Annotated in this window: 21 protein-coding genes and 3 pseudogenes; 16 read left to right on the top strand and 8 right to left on the bottom strand. The window is 69.1% G+C overall.

Going from position 1 to position 18,708, the window contains the following annotated elements:
* Positions 1 to 3: 3 nt before the first annotated feature.
* From OHT74_RS00700 to OHT74_RS00680, 5 genes are read left to right on the top strand one after another with little or no spacing between them, the layout of a single operon-like run.
* The gene (locus tag OHT74_RS00700; RefSeq protein ID WP_266659507.1) at positions 4 to 1,062 is read left to right on the top strand and encodes an endo-1,4-beta-xylanase; all 1,059 of its coding nucleotides are present in this window, start codon (positions 4 to 6) and stop codon (positions 1,060 to 1,062) included.
* The gene (locus OHT74_RS00695) at positions 1,059 to 2,105 is read left to right on the top strand and encodes a Gfo/Idh/MocA family protein (protein WP_328618892.1); all 1,047 of its coding nucleotides are present in this window, start codon (positions 1,059 to 1,061) and stop codon (positions 2,103 to 2,105) included. Before OHT74_RS00700 ends, OHT74_RS00695 begins: the two co-directional genes overlap by 4 nt.
* A complete protein-coding gene (locus tag OHT74_RS00690; RefSeq protein ID WP_328618891.1) occupies positions 2,102 to 2,962 on the top strand; it encodes a PmoA family protein in 861 nt (286 codons plus the stop codon). The genes OHT74_RS00695 and OHT74_RS00690 overlap by 4 nt, the downstream gene beginning before the upstream one ends.
* Complete coding sequence (locus tag OHT74_RS00685) at positions 2,959 to 3,702, top strand: cupin domain-containing protein (protein ID WP_328623229.1); 744 nt, start codon at positions 2,959 to 2,961, stop codon at positions 3,700 to 3,702. The genes OHT74_RS00690 and OHT74_RS00685 overlap by 4 nt, the downstream gene beginning before the upstream one ends.
* Positions 3,702 to 5,177: a non-reducing end alpha-L-arabinofuranosidase family hydrolase gene (locus OHT74_RS00680; protein ID WP_266659501.1), complete on the top strand. Its 1,476-nt coding sequence runs from the start codon at positions 3,702 to 3,704 to the stop codon at positions 5,175 to 5,177. Before OHT74_RS00685 ends, OHT74_RS00680 begins: the two co-directional genes overlap by 1 nt.
* Before the next feature lie 957 nt (positions 5,178 to 6,134).
* On the opposite strand, the gene OHT74_RS00670 is transcribed toward OHT74_RS00680, so the two are convergent.
* On the bottom strand, positions 6,135 to 6,803 hold the full coding sequence (locus OHT74_RS00670) for a hypothetical protein (protein ID WP_328618890.1): 669 nt from the start codon (positions 6,801 to 6,803) through the stop codon (positions 6,135 to 6,137).
* Between the two features lie 601 nt (positions 6,804 to 7,404).
* Here OHT74_RS00670 and OHT74_RS00665 point away from each other — a divergent pair.
* The 3 genes and pseudogenes from OHT74_RS00665 (at position 7,405) to OHT74_RS00655 (ending at position 9,020) form a co-directional block, all read left to right on the top strand.
* Positions 7,405 to 7,662 (top strand): hypothetical protein, encoded by a 258-nt coding sequence (locus tag OHT74_RS00665; protein ID WP_266659492.1) that lies wholly within the window; start codon positions 7,405 to 7,407, stop codon positions 7,660 to 7,662.
* 437 nt (positions 7,663 to 8,099) lie between these two features.
* Positions 8,100 to 8,240: pseudogene (locus OHT74_RS00660) on the top strand (beta-N-acetylglucosaminidase); the annotation flags it as partial.
* A 165-nt stretch (positions 8,241 to 8,405) separates the two neighbouring features.
* On the top strand, positions 8,406 to 9,020 hold the full coding sequence (locus tag OHT74_RS00655; RefSeq protein WP_266659490.1) for a hypothetical protein: 615 nt from the start codon (positions 8,406 to 8,408) through the stop codon (positions 9,018 to 9,020).
* Between the two features lie 22 nt (positions 9,021 to 9,042).
* On the opposite strand, the pseudogene OHT74_RS00650 reads toward OHT74_RS00655, so the two are convergent.
* A pseudogene (locus OHT74_RS00650) lies at positions 9,043 to 9,472 on the bottom strand (endonuclease I family protein); the annotation flags it as partial.
* A 168-nt stretch (positions 9,473 to 9,640) separates the two neighbouring features.
* Here OHT74_RS00650 and OHT74_RS00645 point away from each other — a divergent pair.
* Complete coding sequence (locus OHT74_RS00645; RefSeq protein ID WP_328618889.1) at positions 9,641 to 10,156, top strand: hypothetical protein; 516 nt, start codon at positions 9,641 to 9,643, stop codon at positions 10,154 to 10,156.
* Positions 10,153 to 10,350 carry a hypothetical protein gene (locus OHT74_RS00640; protein ID WP_328623499.1) on the top strand — a complete coding sequence of 66 codons (198 nt, stop codon included), beginning with the start codon at positions 10,153 to 10,155 and terminating at the stop codon, positions 10,348 to 10,350. Before OHT74_RS00645 ends, OHT74_RS00640 begins: the two co-directional genes overlap by 4 nt.
* Before the next feature lie 33 nt (positions 10,351 to 10,383).
* Here OHT74_RS00640 and OHT74_RS00635 read toward each other — a convergent pair whose 3' ends face one another.
* The 3 genes from OHT74_RS00635 to OHT74_RS00625 all read right to left on the bottom strand — a co-directional run bounded on the left by OHT74_RS00635 (position 10,384) and on the right by OHT74_RS00625 (position 11,445).
* Positions 10,384 to 10,554, bottom strand: coding sequence for a hypothetical protein (locus OHT74_RS00635; protein WP_266659486.1), 171 nt, complete (start codon positions 10,552 to 10,554; stop codon positions 10,384 to 10,386).
* A gap of 37 nt (positions 10,555 to 10,591) precedes the next feature.
* Entirely contained in the window at positions 10,592 to 10,948 is a 357-nt protein-coding gene (locus tag OHT74_RS00630; protein WP_266659484.1) for a PRC-barrel domain-containing protein, read from the bottom strand.
* Between the two features lie 182 nt (positions 10,949 to 11,130).
* Complete coding sequence (locus tag OHT74_RS00625) at positions 11,131 to 11,445, bottom strand: hypothetical protein (RefSeq protein ID WP_266659482.1); 315 nt, start codon at positions 11,443 to 11,445, stop codon at positions 11,131 to 11,133.
* A gap of 69 nt (positions 11,446 to 11,514) precedes the next feature.
* On the opposite strand from OHT74_RS00625, the pseudogene OHT74_RS00620 reads away from it, so the two are divergent.
* From OHT74_RS00620 to OHT74_RS00610, 3 genes and pseudogenes are all read left to right on the top strand, one after another.
* Positions 11,515 to 11,622: pseudogene (locus OHT74_RS00620) on the top strand (HAD family phosphatase); the annotation flags it as partial.
* Between the two features lie 911 nt (positions 11,623 to 12,533).
* Positions 12,534 to 12,872: a MerR family transcriptional regulator gene (locus OHT74_RS00615; protein WP_266659480.1), complete on the top strand. Its 339-nt coding sequence runs from the start codon at positions 12,534 to 12,536 to the stop codon at positions 12,870 to 12,872.
* Between the two features lie 237 nt (positions 12,873 to 13,109).
* Positions 13,110 to 13,313: a cold-shock protein gene (locus OHT74_RS00610; protein ID WP_030303412.1), complete on the top strand. Its 204-nt coding sequence runs from the start codon at positions 13,110 to 13,112 to the stop codon at positions 13,311 to 13,313.
* A 224-nt stretch (positions 13,314 to 13,537) separates the two neighbouring features.
* Here the strand turns inward: OHT74_RS00610 and OHT74_RS00605 are convergent, their stop codons facing one another.
* A complete protein-coding gene (locus OHT74_RS00605) occupies positions 13,538 to 13,741 on the bottom strand; it encodes a hypothetical protein (RefSeq protein ID WP_328618888.1) in 204 nt (67 codons plus the stop codon).
* A gap of 44 nt (positions 13,742 to 13,785) precedes the next feature.
* On the opposite strand from OHT74_RS00605, the gene OHT74_RS00600 reads away from it, so the two are divergent.
* A complete protein-coding gene (locus OHT74_RS00600; RefSeq protein ID WP_328618887.1) occupies positions 13,786 to 14,139 on the top strand; it encodes a hypothetical protein in 354 nt (117 codons plus the stop codon).
* A gap of 152 nt (positions 14,140 to 14,291) precedes the next feature.
* Positions 14,292 to 14,504: a hypothetical protein gene (locus OHT74_RS00595; RefSeq protein WP_328618886.1), complete on the top strand. Its 213-nt coding sequence runs from the start codon at positions 14,292 to 14,294 to the stop codon at positions 14,502 to 14,504.
* Between the two features lie 364 nt (positions 14,505 to 14,868).
* On the opposite strand, the gene OHT74_RS00590 is transcribed toward OHT74_RS00595, so the two are convergent.
* Both OHT74_RS00590 and OHT74_RS00585 read right to left on the bottom strand, forming a co-directional pair.
* Positions 14,869 to 15,987, bottom strand: a complete 1,119-nt coding sequence (locus OHT74_RS00590; RefSeq protein ID WP_328618885.1) for a fatty acid desaturase family protein — start codon at positions 15,985 to 15,987, stop codon at positions 14,869 to 14,871.
* 7 nt (positions 15,988 to 15,994) lie between these two features.
* Complete coding sequence (locus OHT74_RS00585) at positions 15,995 to 17,050, bottom strand: ferredoxin reductase (protein ID WP_328618884.1); 1,056 nt, start codon at positions 17,048 to 17,050, stop codon at positions 15,995 to 15,997.
* 87 nt (positions 17,051 to 17,137) lie between these two features.
* Here OHT74_RS00585 and OHT74_RS00580 point away from each other — a divergent pair, with 87 nt between their 5' ends.
* Positions 17,138 to 18,277 carry a PucR family transcriptional regulator gene (locus tag OHT74_RS00580; RefSeq protein ID WP_328618883.1) on the top strand — a complete coding sequence of 380 codons (1,140 nt, stop codon included), beginning with the start codon at positions 17,138 to 17,140 and terminating at the stop codon, positions 18,275 to 18,277.
* Positions 18,278 to 18,708 lie beyond the last annotated feature (431 nt).

The raw sequence follows: 18,708 nt of genomic DNA, 5'->3' as shown, positions 1-18,708 counted from the left end.
GCCATGTCCGTACACATGCCCGTTCCCATGTCCCGGATCCTCACCGCCCTGTCCGCCGCCATCTGTCTGTCGGCCGGTCTCGCCGCGGCGCCCGCAGCCGCCGAGCCCCGTCCCAGGACGCTTGGCGAACTGGCCGCGAAGCACCACAAGTACTTCGGCTCCGCCACCGACAACCCGGAGTTCACTGACGCCGCCTACCTCAAGCTCCTCGGCAGCGAATTCGGCCAGACCACCCCCGGCAACGCCATGAAGTGGTACGCCACCGAGCCCGAGCGCGGCGTCTTCGACTTCACCGAAGCCGACAAGGTCGTCGCCTTCGCCAAGTCCCACCACCAGAAGGTCCGCGGCCACACCCTCATCTGGCACAACCAGCTCCCCGCATGGCTCACCGAGGGCACCTGGAGCGCCGACGAGCTGCGTGCCATCCTCAAGAACCACATCCAGACGGAGGTCCGGCACTTCAAGGGCCAGGTGATCCACTGGGACGTGGTCAACGAGGCCTTCAACGAGGACGGCACCTACCGCGAATCGCTCTTCTACAAGACGCTCGGCCCCGGCTACATCGCCGACGCCCTGCGCTGGGCCCACGAGGCCGACCGGCACGCCAAGTTGTACCTCAACGACTACAACGTCGACGGCATAGGCCCCAAGAGCGACGGCTACTACACCCTGATCAAGCAGTTGAAGGCCGACGGGGTCCCGGTGGAGGGCTTCGGCATCCAGGGCCACCTGGCGCTCCAGTACGGCTTCCCCGGCGACGTCCAGCAGAACATGCAGCGCTTCGCCGACCTCGGCGTCGACGTCGCGGTCACCGAGCTCGACATCCGGATGGCCCTCCCCGCGACCCCGGAAAAGCTCGCCACCCAGGCCACCTGGTACGCCGACTACGTCAAGGCCTGCCTGGCGGTCAAGAAGTGCGTCGGAGTCACCATCTGGGACTACACGGACAAGTACTCGTGGATCCCCTCCGTCTTCCCCGGCGAGGGCGCGGCGCTGCCCTACGACGAGAACCTGCTGCCCAAGCCCGCCTACTACTCCATCAAGGAGGTGCTTGGCGGATGATCAGGACGGCGATCGTCGGAACGGGCGGGATCGCGGGCATCTGCCACGTCCCTGCCCTCCGCGCGCAGGCGCACCGGGCCCGGATCGTGGCAGCCGTCGACGTGGACGCCGCGCGCGCCGAGCAGTTCGCGGCCGAACACGGCATCCCCGCGGTCTACACCGACCTGCACACCATGCTCAAGGAGCAGAGCCCGGACCTCGTGCACCTGTGCACGCCTCCGTTCCTGCACGCCGAACAGGCCGTGGCCTGCCTGGAGGCGCAGGCGTGGGTGTGGTGCGAGAAGCCGGTGGCCCTGTCGCTGGCCGAGCTCGACCGGATCCGCGCCGCCGAAGGGCCCGCCCACGCGGGCGCGGTGTTCCAGCACAGGTACGGCTCGGGGTCCCGGTACCTGCGCGACCGGATCACGGCCGGGACGCTGGGCCGACCGCTCGTCGCGCAGTGCGTCACGGCGTGGCACCGCGACGACGCCTACTACGACGTGCCCTGGCGCGGAACCTGGGAGAGCGAGGGAGGTGGCCCGACCCTGGGCCACGGCATCCACCAGATGGACCTCATGCTCGCGGTGCTCGGCGAATGGACCGAGGTGCGCGCGATGGCCTGCCGCCTCGCACGCGAAGTCCAGACCGAGGACGTGTCCGCAGCCCTGGTCCGGTTCGACAACGGGGCCGTCGCGACGGTCGTCAACAGCGTCCTCTCCCCCCGGGAGGAGAGCTACCTGCGCTTCGACCTCACCGACGCCACGGTCGAGCTGCGGCACCTGTACGGCTACTCCAACGCGGACTGGACCTTCACCACGAGGTCGCCGAGCGTGAAGTGGGAGCTGCCGGACGACGTGCCCAGCTCGCACACCGCCCAGCTCGCGGCCTTCCTGGACGACTACGAGGCGGGGACCCGGCCCGATCTCGGCAGGCCCACCATGGAACTGGTCACCGGCTTGTACAAGGCCGCGATCACCGGCCTGCCGGTCCGGCGCGGGGAGATCGACGCGGCCGACCCGTACTACGTCTCGCTCAACGGCGGGCGCCCGGGGGTGTTCCGGTGACGTTCGAACTCCTCCAGAACGAGGACTCCCTGACCGTCCGGGCACGCGACGTTGACCTCTTCCGGTACGTACACCGATCGGTCATGGACCCCTTCGAGGCGCCGAAGCCCTACCTGCATCCGGTGCGCACGCTCGCCGGCGACGTGGTCACCGGCTACCGGCCGCACGACCACCGCTGGCACAAGGGCATCCAGATCACGGCGTCGTGGGTGTCGGGGCAGAACTTCTGGGGCGGCGGCACCTACCTGCGCGGCCAGGGCTACGTGGACCTGCCGAACCTCGGCACGATGCACAGCCTCGCCGTGTCCGCCGAAACGGGCCCCGGCCGCGCCGTGATCACCGAAGCCCTGGCCTGGATCACGATGGCGGGGGAGCACTGGATCGACGAGCGCCGCACGCTGACCGCACACGATGTAGGGGCCGACTTCTGGACCCTGGACGTCACCACCTCGCTGACCAACGTCCGCGACAGCGATTTGGTGTTCGGCAGCCCCGGCACGCAGGGCAGAGAGCTCGCCGGATACTCCGGCCTGTTCTGGCGCGGCCCGCGCGAGTTCACCGGCGGCGAAGTGATCGGCCCCGCGATGGGCGAGCAGGGCGACTGGCTGGCCTTCATCGGCGCGCACGACGAGGTCGACCGCTCCTCCGCGCTCCTGTTCCTGGACGACCCCGACGCCCCCTGCCACTGGTTCGTCCGCAGTAAACCCATCCCCGCCGTCAACCCGTCCCTGGCGTTCGACAAGGAACTGCCACTGGCCCCCGGCGACACCCTCTCGCGCCGCTACCGGATCGTCGTGGCCGACGGCGCGTGGACCGCCGGGCGCCTGTCCCGCCACATCGCGGAACACCCGTGGTGACCCCGCTCCCCGGCGGCGTGGGGATCTCCGGGTTGGCCGTCTACGACTGGGAGGCCGCCGACGGGCTGTGCGGCGGCACGCCGCACATGCACCTCGTCTGCTCCGAGGCCTACGTCGTCATCGACGGCGCGGGCAGCGTACAGACCCTCACCACCTCCGGTTTCGACGAGACCCCACTGCTCCCCGGCGACGTCGTCTGGTTCACCCCCGGCACGATCCACCGCCTCGTCAACGACGGAGGCCTGCGCCTCGTGGTGCTCATGCAGAACGGAGGACTCCCCGAGGCGGGCGACGCCGTCTTCACCTTCCCGGCGCCCGTGCTGGCCGATCCCCAGGCCTACGGCAGGGCGGCCGGCCTGAGCGGCGACCGTTCCGCGGCCGCCCGCCGCCGCCGCGACCTGGCACTGGAGGGTTTCCTCGCCTTGCGCGAAGGGGGGCTGCGGGAGTTCCACATCGCGGCCAAACGCCTGAAGAGCGACCTCCTGGACGCCTGGCGGATCCGCTGGCGTGACGGCGCCCTCGCCGCAGCCGTCACGACCGGCCGTCAGCTGGAACGGCTGAAGGCTGGAGACCTCTCCCACCTTGACCACGGCGCAGTGTCACGGCTGGAGTGCCCAGAGCACCAACGCTTCGGCATGTGCGGCCTCCTCCACACCTATCCCGTCCCCGACTCCTCGACGCGTCCGCCCCGCGGTCCGTCGGGGTCACCCCGCCCCCATTCCCCGAAGGAGCCCCTCTGATGAGGTCTCGCCCTCCATCCCCGGCCCACCTGAGACGACGCCTGCTCGCCGTCCTTATGCCCTTGCTGCTCCTGGTCGCCTTCCTCGGTGTGCAGCCCGCCGGCGCGGCGACGGCAGTCGACCCCAACGCCTCGTACGTGCTGGTCAACCGCAATAGCGGCAAGGCCCTGGACGTCTACAACCTGGCGACCAACGACGGGGCCCGCATCACGCAGTGGACCCGTAACGATCAGAACCAGCAGCAGTGGCAGTTCGTCGACTCCGGCGGCGGTTACTACCGCATCAAGTCCCGCCTCTCCGGCAAGGTGCTGGACGTCCAGAACGGGTCCACCGCGAACGGCGCCGCGATCGTCCAGTGGGCCGACGTGAACGGCACCAACCAGCAGTGGCGGCTGGCCGACAGCTCGGACGGCTACGTGAGGCTCATCGCGCGCCACAGCAGCAAGGCCCTCGAAGTACAAGGCGGCTCCACCGCTGACAACGCGAACATCGTCCAGTACGACGACTGGGGCGGCACCAACCAGCAGTGGCAGCTCGTCCGGGTCGGCGCCGGCACTCCCGGCTCGTGTGCTCTTCCGTCGTCCTACCGTTGGACCTCGACGGGCGCGCTGGCGCAGCCCAAGCCCGGGTGGGCCTCGCTCAAGGACTTCACCGTCGTCCCCTACAACGGCAGGCAACTCGTCTACGCCACGACCCACGACACGGGGAACAACTGGGGCTCGATGAACTTCAGCCCGTTCACCAACTGGTCGGAGATGGCCTCCGCCAGCCAGAACACGATGTCGACCGGCACCGTCGCGCCGACGCTGTTCTACTTCGCGCCGAAGAACATCTGGGTGCTCACCTACCAGTGGGGTGCGACCGCGTTCTCTTACCGGACGTCGAGCGACCCCACCAACCCGAACGGCTGGTCGTCACCGCAGGAGCTCTTCTCCGGAAGCATCGGCGCCGGAGCGGCACCCATCGACCAGACGATCATCGGTGACGACCAGAACATGTACCTGTTCTTCGCCGGTGACAACGGCAAGATCTACCGGGCGAGCATGCCGATCGGGAACTTCCCGGGCAGCTTCGGCTCCTCGTACACGACGGTCATGAGCGACACGGTGAAGAACCTGTTCGAGGCGCCGCAGGTCTACAAGGTCAAGGGCCAGAACCAGTACCTCATGATCGTCGAGGCTCGGGGTGCGAACGAGCAGCGCTACTTCCGCTCGTTCACGGCCTCCAGCCTGAACGGTTCGTGGACCCCGCAGGCCGCCACCGAGAGCAACCCCTTCGCCGGCAAGGCCAACAGCGGCGCCACCTGGACCAACGACATCAGCCACGGCGAACTGATCCGCACCAGCGCCGATCAGACCATGACCGTCGATCCCTGCAACCTGCAGTTGCTCTACCAGGGACGCAGTCCCAGCTCCGACGGCATCGACTACGGCCTCCTGCCCTACCGGCCGGGTCTGCTGACACTGCAGCGCTGACGGCGTGACACGGGTGCGGCTCCGTAGTGGAGCCGGAGTGGCGGGCTCGGCGCAAGGCCGAGCCCGCCCGTGCACGACGTCGGTCGCCTCGTCCAGGAGTTTGCGGGCGCGCCGTCAGGGCAGACGCCGGGGCGACAAGGCCCGTGCGCCGTGGACGCGGTTCCCTCGTGTCCCGCGGTCCGCCCGGTGGAAAGGCGAAGCGTCATGACCGCTCTCAACCGAAACTCTTCCTCGTCGTGGGAGCGGTCGCCCGTCGGACCATCGCCTTGGCGATGACCACTTTCGTCTCGAAGTTAGAGCCGATGGCGGGTGTCGGGTAGCAGCCGTCCGTGTCGTAGTCGTAGGCGGCCTGGAACGTCGACTCCAGTGCGGATGCGTTGCCGGGCAGGCCCGGGGGCGGGGCCGCGAAGGCCGCCTGGGGGACGGCGATGACCAGGGCGAGGCGGCTGCGACGGCGGCCGCCGATCTCCGTACGCGATGACCCGTTCGCATGCGAGGTTTCCTCAGGGGCGTGGGGGAGGAGCGGAGCGGCGGTCTGCCGGTGCGCGCCCGCAGCATCATTGGCGAGCCGTGACGAGGCGGCAAGGGGCGGGCACCACTGGTTCCGCCGTCTACGCGTGTAACCAACTCCATTTTGTCCGAAGGGAATTGATCGTGAGACCCATGCGGTGCCCGATTCACCCCCGCCCCCAGGGGACACCGGTCTACTGCTGCGACACCGCATACGCCGCCTTGCCACCTGCTACGACTTAGACGGCGACCGTCTACCGGGCGCCCTTCACCTCGCGGCTCTGCACATCTGGGCCGCGAGGTGGTCCCCAAGAAACGGCCCAGTCCTGCAACCCATCGATGGGCTGCGAACGCGAGACGGGTCTTGAGGCGGTAACCGACCGCTGGGGCACGGCCCCGCTGCCGGCCGCCAGGATGCTGTGGTTCGAGGGCGACGGGTCGGGGCGCCTACGGGAGCTGTCCCGCGAGGGCCTTGGCCAGGGCGGTGGTGCGCTGCCCGTCCCGGGCAGGCGAACCGGTTTCGGGGGCCCCGATGCCGACGAGCAGGTACGCGTCCCCGTCGCCGTCGAGCTCGAGGTGGACCGAGGAGGCGTTGCCGTTCACGGTGGTGACCGGCGCTCCGCCGGGCTTCGTGCTGGTGGCTTGGTGCATGTAGTTCCCGAGCGGGCCCACTTCCACGGCCGCGTACCGTTGCACGACGGGCGTGACGGGCGAGAGGGCCAGCGGCTTCCCGGTCGCCACGGTGTGCACCTCCACGTCCTCCTCGCCGATGTGGAACAGGCAGGTCACCAGCGCGCCGGGGTTCCGCCCGAACGGCGAGTCGGGCTTGGTCCGCTTGCCGCCCTCCCCGGTCGCGACGGCGGGCCCGTCGGCCGCCTTCGCCCGTCCGGGGCCGGCCTCCCCGTTCAAGCCTGCGGCCTTCGCGGCCTTGGCGATGTCGTAGGGCAGCGGGCAGGTGTCCTGGCCCGCGTCCGGTATCCCGTCTGCGGTCTCCGTCAGCCCGCTCAGGCTCAGCGGCTTCGACCCGGAGTCGCCGCCGCAGGCGGTGAGCAGGGCGGCCCCCGCCGCGGCCGCCACTGCGATCGCCAGTCCGTATCGCACATCCGCACTCTTCACGTGTGAACCCCCTGTTGGCGGCGGTGGGTGTCCCCGCCGGCATCAGACGATCCTATCCGTGCACGCACCGGGAGGGCCCCGCAATGGCCTCGTACCAGGTACGGGGACCAGACCGCCGCCGTCACCCCGGACGTCCTCCTGCCGCACCGCATTCGGACCGTGTCGCGTTCGTCCTACCGTCTCGTCCGTACGGACGACAGGGGACTGGCGGCCCGTTGCTGGAATGAACGGGTCGAGTACGGACGGACATCCCGCCCGTGAACCGCGAAGGAAAAGGAAGAAGGACCGCCATGACCGTTATGACGGGCCATTGAAGTAGTGCCTGGGCTGGTCCTTTGATCTGGGTGTGTTCAGGTTGGTTGGCTGGTGTGGGCTGCTGGTTGTCTGCTGTGTTGGTCGGGGCTGCCCCGTGGGGGACTGCCGGCTGACGGGCAGGGGTGGTGGCCTGGTGTTCTCTCAGGTTGACCGAGTTTTTCAGGTGTGTGCGGGTGCCCTGATTCTTTTGGGTAGGTGTAACGGTCGGTCTAAACCCCCCTCGTAGCGTCGAAGACGAGGGTCCGGACCGCGGACCGCGGACCGCTGAGGGCGTGAGGAGCAGGCCATGGGCGAGATCAGAGTCGATAGGCAGCACCTTGATCGGCTGCTGGCCGACGGCGCCAGCATGTACGGAGCCCCCTGCCAGCAGGCCTGCGCCGAGCTCGCCGAAGCGCATCGCGGCCGTCCCGTCGCCGAGATCCTCCCGCTCCTCCGCCGGGCCGCTGACGAGGCGCTGCTCGGCTTCATGGACGCGGACCTGCGCGAGCAGGCGAATGCGATCAGCGCGGGGGAGCCGTACGTCCTGCGCGTCACGGTGGCCTGACCGAGCGGCGCCGCACAGGAGGTGGGGCGGGAGCGATAACTCGCCCTTGAGAGCGACCGTGGGGTGCAACGAGTCGGGTAGCGAAGGCCCCTGACCGTGAGGATCGGGCCATCCCAAGTCTGCGGTTTGCGCGTTCTGTCTGGTTGTGGCGTGGTTGCGGTGGGAAGCTCTCTTGCTGATCTTGTTAGTCGTCGCAGGGGAGTAGCCCATCATGTCCGATCATGCAGCCGTGTACCGGCTTCACGTACCGGGTCCTGCTTGCAGGGCGGGGGTTGCGTCGTGACCACCACGGTTGTCCTTGACACCGGTTCCGGCACCGTCAAAGCGGGCCTGGCCGGGGAGGACGCGCCAAGGCGTTGTGTTCCCGGTGGTGGTCGGGCGGCCCCGGAAGGGCGGGGAAGGCCAGGTCATCGTAGGTAAGGAGGCGGCTGACCTGGCCGCCCTCCCAGACCTCGGCCCAGGTGGCCGCCGGCATCCGGATGCCGCTGGCCGCGCTCTCCCAGAAGCTCTGGGACCCCTGCCCGCAGCAGGCCGCCTGGCCGCAGTTCCAGGCCCTCGCCGGCCGCCTGGCTGCCTGACCCCGACCGGTGGGCGGTCACGGGCGTCCGCGGGGTGGGGGCGGAGGTCCGCACTCCGCAACAACGGGATCCCGGCCCGGTGACGAACCGCGTCCGGCCGTCGCGCGGGCTGGATCCCGGGGGTTACGGTGCGGCGACGCCGGAATCCGGGAGAGGGAGAAGACCATGAGAGCGGTTCGGAGGCAGGCGGCCATGGCCGCCCTGGCGGTGTGCGGCGTGCTGGCGCTCACCGCCTGTCAGAACGGCGACGACCTGGCCGCGCCGGACGCGAAGACCACCGCGGCCACACCGGCCCCGCCCACCGCCACGGCCCCGCCCACCGCCAGCGCCACGGCCGCCGTGCCGGCCCCCTCGAAGACCGGCGCGGCGCCCAAGCCCTCGGCGACCGCCACCCCGGCGGGGAAGAATCCACCCGCCCCGGCCCCGCCCTCCGCGCCGGCCTGCGGCGCCGACCACAGGATGCCGGTCTCGCCCGACACGATCGCCGTGCACCGCTACACGCCCGAGGGCGGTATGACCAGTCTCATCGTCCAGCACGGCACGTACGGTTGCCCCGGGCGCTTCGAACCGTCGGGCGCGTGGACGTACATCCCGATCTCGGAGAAGGCCAAGATCACCGCGACGGCGCCGATCCTCCCCTCGGAGGTGATGGGCAAGCCCATCTCCACCAGCGAGCTGACCTCCTGGCTGGACACCCACCCGGACAAGGGCCTCCCCTTCCGCTACCACCTGAACGCAGCGGGGGTCATCGACACCCTCGACGAGATCTACGTCAAGTAGCACGCCGAGCGCACCCGGGCTGCTACCAGATGGAGTCGACCCACTCCGGGTGGTCGATGAAAGGGTTGCGGTTGTGCTGGTAGGTGTCGAATATGACCTGGTTGGGCGCTGCTCGAAGGCATCCGGCGGGTCCATCTGGTTTCACTGCTTCAGCAGGCTGATCCGGCCGAAGAGGAGGGCGGTGCCGTTGTTGACCTTGTCGTTCATCTCCAGGTCCGGGAAGCCGTCACCGCCGTCGTAGCGCACGGCCATGTAGAGCAGCATCCGCGCGACGTCGCCCTTGACCGCGTCGCGCGGCTCGAAGGAGTCGGCGTCGGTGTAGCTGCCGGAGGCCTAGGCGACCGGGCTCCCGCCCATGGCGAAGTCCTTTTGTCGCGCTTGCTGTTGAACGTGACGTCCTCGGGACGCAGGTGCTGAGCAGTTGCGACACCGCGGGTGATTGTCGCTGAGTCGCAGCAGTAGTTGTCATCGCAGGTCGTCGTTGTTTCCTGGGCCCGCCCCCTGCTGAGAAGCCGTTGTCTTTCCGAGCGTGATGGGTGTGTTTGCGCTGGTCAGGCGTGTGGCTGGTCTTTCGGTGGGAGGGACGAGGTGTTGTGTCGTCTCTTCGGTGGAGGTGCTGGATGCCGTCGGTGATGGGGCTGCTGGAGGAGCGTGAACGAGCCGCTCGGCAGCGGGTGGACGTTCTGCAGGCCGAGCTGCGGGAGGCGGAGGCCGCGTGGGAGCGGTTCGTGATCGCCCGGGAGACGGTGGCCGAGGTCCTGGCGGAACCGTGCGGAGGCAAGGAGGTGCCACCGGTCGTGGTGGCCGGCGGGCGGCCGGCGCGGGTTGTGGGTGCGGTGGCCGGCTCGGTGGTGCCGGTGTGGCGAGAAGGCCTCGGCGCTGCGGTGCTGGCGCCGGATTACCAGCAGCTCGTGGACGTTCTGGCTGGTGGGAGCGGGTCGGGTGTCGGGGCGATGGACTGTCGGCAACTCGCGGTGGCGGTCGGGCTGGAGCCGGTGCCTGCGAAGGTGGAGGGAGTGCGGTCGAAGGTGGAGGGAGTGCGGTCGAAGGTGAAGCGCCTGGCCGCGCGGGGATGGCTGGCAGAGGAACGCCCGGGGATGTTCAGTGCCGTCGCCGGGCGAGGCGACGGCTCATGAGCATGCTCATCGACCACAGGATCACCCGCGGTCACAACGACCACTTCGTGCTTCTGGTGGTTCCTCCCGGCACCGCAACCGGTGCCGCCCGCGAGGCCATGGCCCAGGCGGTCCGTGCGGACAACATCACCCGTGCCTCCCAGATCCTCATCGCCCCGGCCTCCGCCACCGATGCCCCCGGTCGGAGCGACTGACCTGTTGCTGCGGACGCCGCGCTTGCCCGGTGGTCATCGGAGGTGGTGGCGACGCGATGACCGGGAAAGTCGCAGGACGATGTAGACCACGTCGGCCACGGCGATCGCGATGGCGATGACGAGGAGATAGAACAGGCCGTCCACCACCGCGCCGATGAGGCCCAGGACGAAGGCCACGAGCAGCAGCAACAAGAAGATCACCATGCGCCGGACACCTCCTCTGACGCCGGGCTCGGGGCGCTCAGCGGCGCGCCAGTCGGCGTTCGCCGCCGGCGCCGGGCTGGTAGGGCATCCCGTAGTGCTGGAAGATCGCTTCTTCCTGCTCGGCGGGCAGGACGTCGTCGGTGCCGATGGCAGGAGCCTTTTTCACCACTGCCTTGGCGTGGGCGACCTTGACGTAGCGGGGTCCCAGGATCGCCTCGTCGAGAGGAACGAAGACCAGGCGGTGGCGGGTGGGCAATCCGGTGCGGAGGGTGGCCATGGCCGGTTCGTCGGTGGCGGTGTCTACATAGACCGCTTCCAGAGCGCCGATGCGGTGCCCTTTCGCGTCGAGGACGTCACAGTCGCGCCACTCGCGTACATCGGCTGAATGGATCATGCCTCGCCCCCTGCGGCGTGACGACGGTGACACAACGACCCCGGCACATTCACACGCCGGGGCCGCCCTTCCGGACGCCACACGTGAGAGTGCGACGACCTATATATCAGGATATGCCCCCCGCTAACAATCTGGCAGCAGAGATTTGTCCCGCCGAAACGGGCCAGCCGGTCGACACGGATTCAGCGCACCTCGATCGACAGGATCGCGACGACGATCGTGGCCAAGGCAAGAGCGACCATCGCGGCTCGGGCGCGCGTCTTCGTAAGCAGCCCGGCAGCGTAGCGCCACGAGGAGTCGCCCGCGGTGAAGCCTTCCTCCGCGTGGTCGGCACAGGGGTGCGGGCCCGCTGTCGGGGCTCCGCCGTCATCCCCTCGCGTCCGGGCCCATGCCACGCAGTCGTCGTCTGCTTCGCGATGCCGGAGGCCGAACGAGGAGGCGTCCTTCAACCGGGCGCCAGGGCGCGGGGTGGAGGCGGAGCGGGCAGAGACATCCATGCCGGTCCAACGATGCTGCTCCGCCGCCGCCCCGCCTGACGCCGGGTCGTCGTCCGACGGCCGCGTTCGCACGTGGACACGGCAAACCTGACGTATCGGGCCTGGACCGGGGTGCCCCTGGCCCGTCGCATGGCTGCACTCGCCCGCGCCGCCCGAGCCGCAGGTCATCGGCTCGCCTGCTGTCCAACAGCCGGCCTGACCGGCACGGCGGCCGTCCCGGAAGACCTGCCCAACGCCCCGCGCGTCCTGCGTCTCTTCGGATCCTGAGCCGCGCCCGCGGGACGATTACCTCACCGGCAAACACGCGAAAATCTATGTTGGCCAGAGTAGACATTAGGTGATGGCGTAGTTATGGTTTCTCTCGTAGCCCAGGGAGACAGTAGGGCTCGGCAGAGACGAACTGCCGGGCAGCGGTACAGGTAGTTGCAGTTCAGCAAGGCGGTGCGGTGGTGGAGTGTCGAAGCCAGAGCGGTTGCAGGACGGCGACGGGACTGGCGACCGGACCGGGCGGGCCCGCAGTGATCAGGGGCTGCCGTGAGCAGGACCGCAGTTAACGCAGTGGCAGTACCCGTAAGTGCAGTTCGCAGTACCCAGCAGTGAAGTCAGTGAGCTGTACCTCGGTGAAGGCGTCGGCTGCGGGCGCGCGCACCGGGAGGTTCGGCAGTGGGGTTCTAAGCCAGAGCAGACGCAGGATGGGCGACGGGGCTGGCTGCCGGAGCGTGGCGCTTGGTCGGACCACGAGCAGTAAAAGAAGTACGCAGTACCAAGTGGAGCAGTACACGCAGTTCGCAGTTCCCCACTTGGTAAGCAGTTGATCATCCGAGGGATGAACGGAGGAATTGGGCGCCATCAGGATCGCCCGGGCGGAAGTCTGAGCCCGGGTACCGCAGGACATCGATAGTGAGGTGGTCTCCGGTCAAGCAACCGCGATCCCCGCAGCCCCGACAGCGTTCCGGTCGGGTCCGCGGACACAGAAGGCCGGCGCAGTGTCAGGGCCGGCAGATGGTGTAGTAGTTCCTTCGGGGCCCTGGTGCCGTACGGCACCAGGGCCCCTCCACGCGTTCCCAACGTTTCACAGAGAGGTGCAAATGACAGCAGATGACTCGTTCGGCCGTCTCGACGACGACGACTACCCCGCCTACACCATGGGCCGGGCCGCCGAAATGCTCGGCACCACCCAGGGCTTCCTGCGCGCCATCGGAGAGGCCCGCCTGATCACCCCGCTGCGCTCCGCCGGCGGGCACCGCCGCTACTCCCGCTACCAGCTGCGCATCGCGGCCCGCGCCCGGGAGCTCGTCGACCAGGGCACCCCGATCGAGGCGGCCTGCCGCATCGTCATCCTGGAAGACCAGCTCGAGGAAGCCCAGCGCATCAACGCCGAGTACCGCCGCGCCGCCGGTTCGGCGAACCCGGCGGCCGCGGCCTGAGACCGCACCCACGCCCGCCGGACTCCGGCGGGCCCCGCGCCCCGGTGTGCCGAGTCGTTTCCTCTGGTGACAGGGTGTGCGGGCGTGTAGCGTTTGGGTCAGCTGTCGTGGTTCGGAAGTTCCCTTTGCCCCCGCCTTCGGCGTGGGTGTTTTGCTGTGCTGTGCCGCAGGGACCAGGGCGATCACCTCCGCCTTTCGCACGTCGTGGGAGGCGTTCATCGACTGGAAGGCATGGATATGGCTACGGGAACTGTGAAGTGGTTCAACGCGGAGAAGGGCTTCGGCTTCATCGCCCAGGACGGCGGCGGCCCGGATGTCTTCGCCCACTACTCGGCGATCAACTCCTCGGGCTTCCGCGAGCTCCAGGAGGGCCAGGTCGTGACGTTCGACGTCACCCAGGGCCAGAAGGGCCCCCAGGCCGAGAACATCACCCCGGCCTAACCCTCCCCACCTCCGCCTGCGGGCACCGAGATCGGCCCGGCTTCCCAACCGCCCGGTAGCGGGTGACCCGAACGACGGAACCCAGGCCGGCGTCCCAGAGGCAATGGACACACACCGGACGAGGGCTGCGCGACTGCGCGCGGTCCTCGTCCGTGGTGCATCGCCACCTCCCGCGCGGTCGCCCCATCGAGCAGGGGACCGGGTACCGCGCCGTGCAGAGGCGCTCAGCCTGCCTGACTGCTCGGTCGCTTGGGCAGGAAGCACATCAGGGCCCACATCAGGGCGAGGGTGCCGCTGATCCACCAGAGGGTGCGGTGGGCAGTCAGCGCGGTGCCCAGGGCGATGCCCAGGCTGGTCTGTAACCGGCGTTCCTGAGTTTGCCTGACCTCGGGGGAGCGCAGGATCGAGCCATGATTGAGGAGCGCCAACTCGTGGTCGCAATCATGCGTGCCGGTTCGTCGGGACCTTGCCCGTGTGTGACGAGGTGACGGTGCCGTCCGCAGGGGCCCGCCCCGGTTTCGGCGGGCACGCAGCCGGTCCTGCGCGACTGTCTCCCGCGGTACGGGAGACGGTCGAGGCGATCGTGCGGGCGGTGGGAGCCGGCGACGACATCCTGATCGACCGCCTGCTGACCCGGTTCACGCACCTCGCGGACTTCCACGCCCTCATACACCTGCGCACCCGCCTGCACACCACACTCCGCGCAACGACGGGCCTGCGCCCGCCACCACGCTCCCGTTTGCGCCTGGAGGCCGCAGTGCGCTGCGGGGTGCCGGCCTACGCCAGGGTGCTCGGCCGGCAGGCCGACTCTCTTGTGGAGGGGTGACGTGGAGGCGGCCGGATCGTTTCAGCTGATGTGAATGATGCATTCCGCTTTTTCGTTCCGGGCTTCCGCCGTCCGGTCCGCACCAGCATGCCGGGCTGGGCCCTAGCGTCCGCGGTGGCAGTCGTGGCGCGTCCGCGGGAGGGGGCGCCGGGGTGAGGGGGCGGTCGTTCTACTGGTGTCGCTCCTGCCGCGGGCCTCTCTACGTCACCAGTTCCCTCGCGATTCCGGCCGGCTGGGTCTGGGAGATCGACCATCAGCAGCCCGGCGACTGCGCCAACGGGCACCTGATGCCCCTGACCGGCACCGCCACCGTCCCTGAAGACCTGCCCAACGCACCCCGCGTGCTGCTCGTCCTCGGATCCTGACCCCGAACCGCCGGCGCCCAAGGCAGGCATACCCGTCACCCCGTTGCGGGTCTCCTGGTGACGGTCGGGATACGGGCCGCCACGGCGCCCGGCGTGGGGTCGTTGGGCTGCTTATGGACCACAGGAACGTTCCAGCGCAGAGAAGTTTCGCCGACGTGCGGGCGGGCGGCGGGTGGGTGTCGGACTCTCCGATCTACGACGCCCTCGAGCGGCAGTGGCGCCAGGAAGGCCGGGAGGTTCCTGGCGGCGAAGGAACCGCGCCAAAAGGAAGGCACCGGTCGGCAGGCGCAGACCTGTTCCACCGCGGCTGACCGGACCGGCGGTGCCGCCAGTACGGCCGAAAGATCTGAACCAATACCGGGAATCAGGCCGCGACGAGCTCCTGCTCGCGGTCCGGCGTTTTGACCTTGGGCTTCTTGTTCGGCAGTGAGAGCCGGAAGACCTTGCGCCACGCGGAGAACACCTGCTTGGGGAGCGGCCCGGTGACGTACTCCAGCTCGTACTTCTCGAACAGCGCGCGCACCTTCACCGCGACCTCGGCGTACCGGTTGCTCGGCAGGTCCGGGAACAGGTGGTGCTCGATCTGGTGCGACAGGTTGCCGGTCATGAAGTGCATGGCCCTGCTGCCGCTGATGTTCGCCGAGCCCATCATCTGGCGCAGGTACCACTGGCCGCGCGTTTCGTCCTTGATCGACCGGCGCTCGAAGACCTGTACGCCCTCGGGGAAGTGCCCGCACATGATCACCGAGTGGGACCAGATGTTGCGGACCAGGTTCGCGGTGAACGTGGCGGCGAGCGTGGTGAGGAACGACGGGCCCGACAGCAGCGGGTGGATCACGTAGTCCTTGAGCACCTGCTTGCGGATCTTGCGGCCCACGGCCTTGGCCCGCGCGCGGAACTCCGGGTTCTTGCGGCGGCGCTTGTGCAGGTTCTTGGCGAGCTCCAGGTCGTACGCTGCGATGCCGTACTCGAAGAAGCAGGCGTTGATGAAGTTCCACAGCGGCTGGCCGAGGTGGAACGGGTGCCACTTCTGGTCCTCGTCGACGCGCATGATGCCGTAGCCGAGGTCGTTGTCCTTGCCGATCACGTTGGTGTACGTGTGGTGCAGCTCGTTGTGCGAGTGCTTCCACTGGTCGGCTGGCGAGACGTGATCCCAGTCCCAGGTGGTGGAGTGGATCTTCGGGTCCCGCATCCAGTCCCATTGGCCGTGCAGGACGTTGTGGCCGATCTCCATGTTGTCCATGATCTTCGCCACGGACAGACCGGCGGTGCCGAGCAGCCACGCGGGCGGGAAGAAGGAGAACAGCAGCACGCCCCGGCTGACCAGCTCGAGCTTGCGCTGCGCCGAGATGACCTTGCGGATGTAGGCGGCGTCCTCCTCGCCGCGGCTGGCGATCACCTCGTCGCGGATCGCGTCCAGCTCGCGTCCCAGCTCCTCGATCTGCTCCGCGGTCAGGTGGGCGGTGGGGTCGATGGCGGTCAAGGTGCTCCTACCGTTCGATGTCGCAGGGGCCCGCCGCGGCGGACACGCAGGTCTGGATGAGGACGCCCGGCTCGGCCTCGGTGATCTCGCCGGTGCGCAGGTCGCGGACGGCGCCCGCCTTGAGCGGCGTGATGCAGCCGAAGCAGATGCCCATCCGGCACCCGGAGGGCATGAGCACGCCGGCCTCCTCGCCGACGTCCAGCAACGGCGTGGCGCCGTCCGCGTAGACGGTCTTGCCGGTGGCGCTGAACGAGACCTCGCCGCCGTCGCCGGTGACGACGATGCCGGCGCGGAAGCGTTCGGTGTGCAGGCGTTCTGGGACGCCGTGCTCGCTCCAGTGCTTCTCGGCGGCGTCGAGCAGGCCTGCGGGCCCGCAGGCCCAGGTCTCGCGCTCGGCCCAGTCGGGCACGAGTTCGTCGAGACGGGCGATGTCGAGCATGCCGTCCGTGTCGGTGTGCACCTCGGTGAGCCGCAGCTTCTTGTCCGCGGCCAGGTCGTGCAGATCGTTGCGGAAGATCACGTCGTGCGGCTGTGGCGCGCAGTGGACCATGACGACGTCGTCGAACTCGGTGTCGCGCAGCATGCCCATCACGGGCGTGATGCCGCTGCCGGCCGTCAGGAAGAGCACCTTGGCGGGCTTGGCCTGCGGCAGCACGAAGTCACCGGTCGCCTGGTCGAGCTGGATCAGCGTGCCCGGTTTCGCCCTGCGGACCAGGTGGTTGCTGACCTTGCCGTCCGGGATCGCCTTCACGGTGATCGTGACGCGGCCGTCCCGGCGGTTTGTCGGTGAGGTGATGGAGTAGGCACGCCACAGGCGCACCCCGTCGACGTCGACCCCGATCCGCACGTACTGACCGGCCGTGTGGCCGCGCCAGCCCCGTCCCGGCCTGATCACGACAGTCGCGGCGTCACCCGTCTCGGGGTGCACGGCCTCGATGCGCCCACGCAGGTCAGCGCCCGCACGCAGCGGGCTGACCAGGTCGAGGTAGTCCGACGGCAGCAGCGGCGTCGTGACCATCTCCAGCAGTTTCCACGCCCTGCTGCGGAGGGCTGCACTCGTCATGACTCCAGCTTGCTGCGACTCAAGGGGTAAAGTCCTGACCGGATGACGTAAATCTGATCGGCTGAATTGTTCGCAGGGAATAAAATCGTGAGCCATGCAATCCGGAGGGCTGGCGAACTGGCCCTGGATGAGACGACGGTCACCGCGCTTCGGGCCGCACTGAAGACCACCGCCGACGAGGTCGTCCAGGCGATCATCGACGAGGTCCCTCCCTACGCCAACGCCCTTTCGGGCCGCATGGGTGCCACCATCCGCCGAGCCGTCCGTACCGCCCTGGGGCACTACCTGGACCTCGCGAGCGGGAACGCCACAGGCGGCGACGGCGGTGACGCAGCCTACGAGCTGGGCCGCGGCGAGGTGCGCGACGGCCGTTCGATGGACGCCCTACTCAGCGCCTACCGCGTCGGCGCCCGCGTGGCCTGGCGATGCCTGGCAGCGGGTGCCGTACCCGTAGGTCTGCCCGCCGCTGAGGTCGCCAAGTTCGCCGAGCTGACCTTCGCCTACATCGACGAGCTCTCTGCCGCGAGCGCCGCGGGCCACGCCGACGAACTGGCCGCCCGGGGCAGGGCCCACGAGCGCCACCTGGAACACCTGGCCCGCGACCTCCTCGCCGGCGCGAGCCCGGAGGTGCTGCTGGCCTCTGTTCAACGGGCCGGGTGGCAGCCTCCGGTTTCGCTGACCGCGGTCCTTCTGCCCGCCGCCCAGGCCCGGCCTGCCTACCGCGGGCTCGACCCGAGCACCCTCGTCCTCGACGATCTGCCGGACGCCACCGGTGTGCTGCTCGTCCCCGATGCCGACCGATCACATCTCTTGCGGCAGCTGACCGACCGCACCGCCGTGGTCGGCCCGGCCCGGCCATGGACTCGTGCGTCCGCCTCGTACGCACGAGCCGTACGCGCGCGCTCCCTCTCCTGCGATATTCGCGACACCGAGGACCACCTGCCCGAGCTGGTGCTGAGCGCCGACGTGGACGCGTTCGCAGATCTGCGTGCCCGAGCCCTCGCACCGTTGCGGACCTTGCCTGTCGCGACGGCACGGCGGCTGGAGGAGACGTTGCGAGCGTGGCTGCTGCACCAGGGCAGGCGGGACGAGGTGGCGGCGGCGTTGTTCGTCCATCCCCAGACGGTCCGGTACCGGATGTCGCAGCTGCGGGAGCTGTTTCCGGATCTCGCATCACCACACCGGGTCCTTGAACTGACGCTGGCGGTCGGTCTTCGGGTCAGCTGACGCGTACTTCGACCGTCCACGACCGCGTCCGCGAGCAGTCCAGGAATCGTGCCTCGTTCTCGGTGCCATCAGCAGCCCCTTTGGACCTGCTTCAGCGCGAGACCGCCCGTCAGGACGCTGGGGCCGGAGCCGGTCGCTCTTATCCGGGCCCCCAGCTCCTCATCCTCGGCGGCTGCGCCACCTGGGCTGTTTGCGCGTGGCCGGTGTGGGGATGCGAGAGGGGCGGGCTGCGGTGGGGAGTGGCCGGTGTCAGCGTCGGGCGTCAACCGGCTCGCGCGGGATGCGGGCTGCCCAAGCGTGGTGGACCGCGGCCGCGGCGGATGGCGGAGGCGTCCAGGACGTCGTCACCTGCTACGGGGTAGGTTTCCTGTGCCGTTTGAGAAGGTCGGCGAAGAAGGCCGTGAGGATCCGCTCCCCTTCCCCATGAGGGT

The organism is Streptomyces sp. NBC_00354 (assembly GCF_036106915.1).
Taxonomy (GTDB): Bacteria; Actinomycetota; Actinomycetes; order Streptomycetales; family Streptomycetaceae; genus Streptomyces.
Note: the sequence above shows the minus strand (reverse complement) of the source record. Positions and strands in the feature narration are given on the sequence as shown.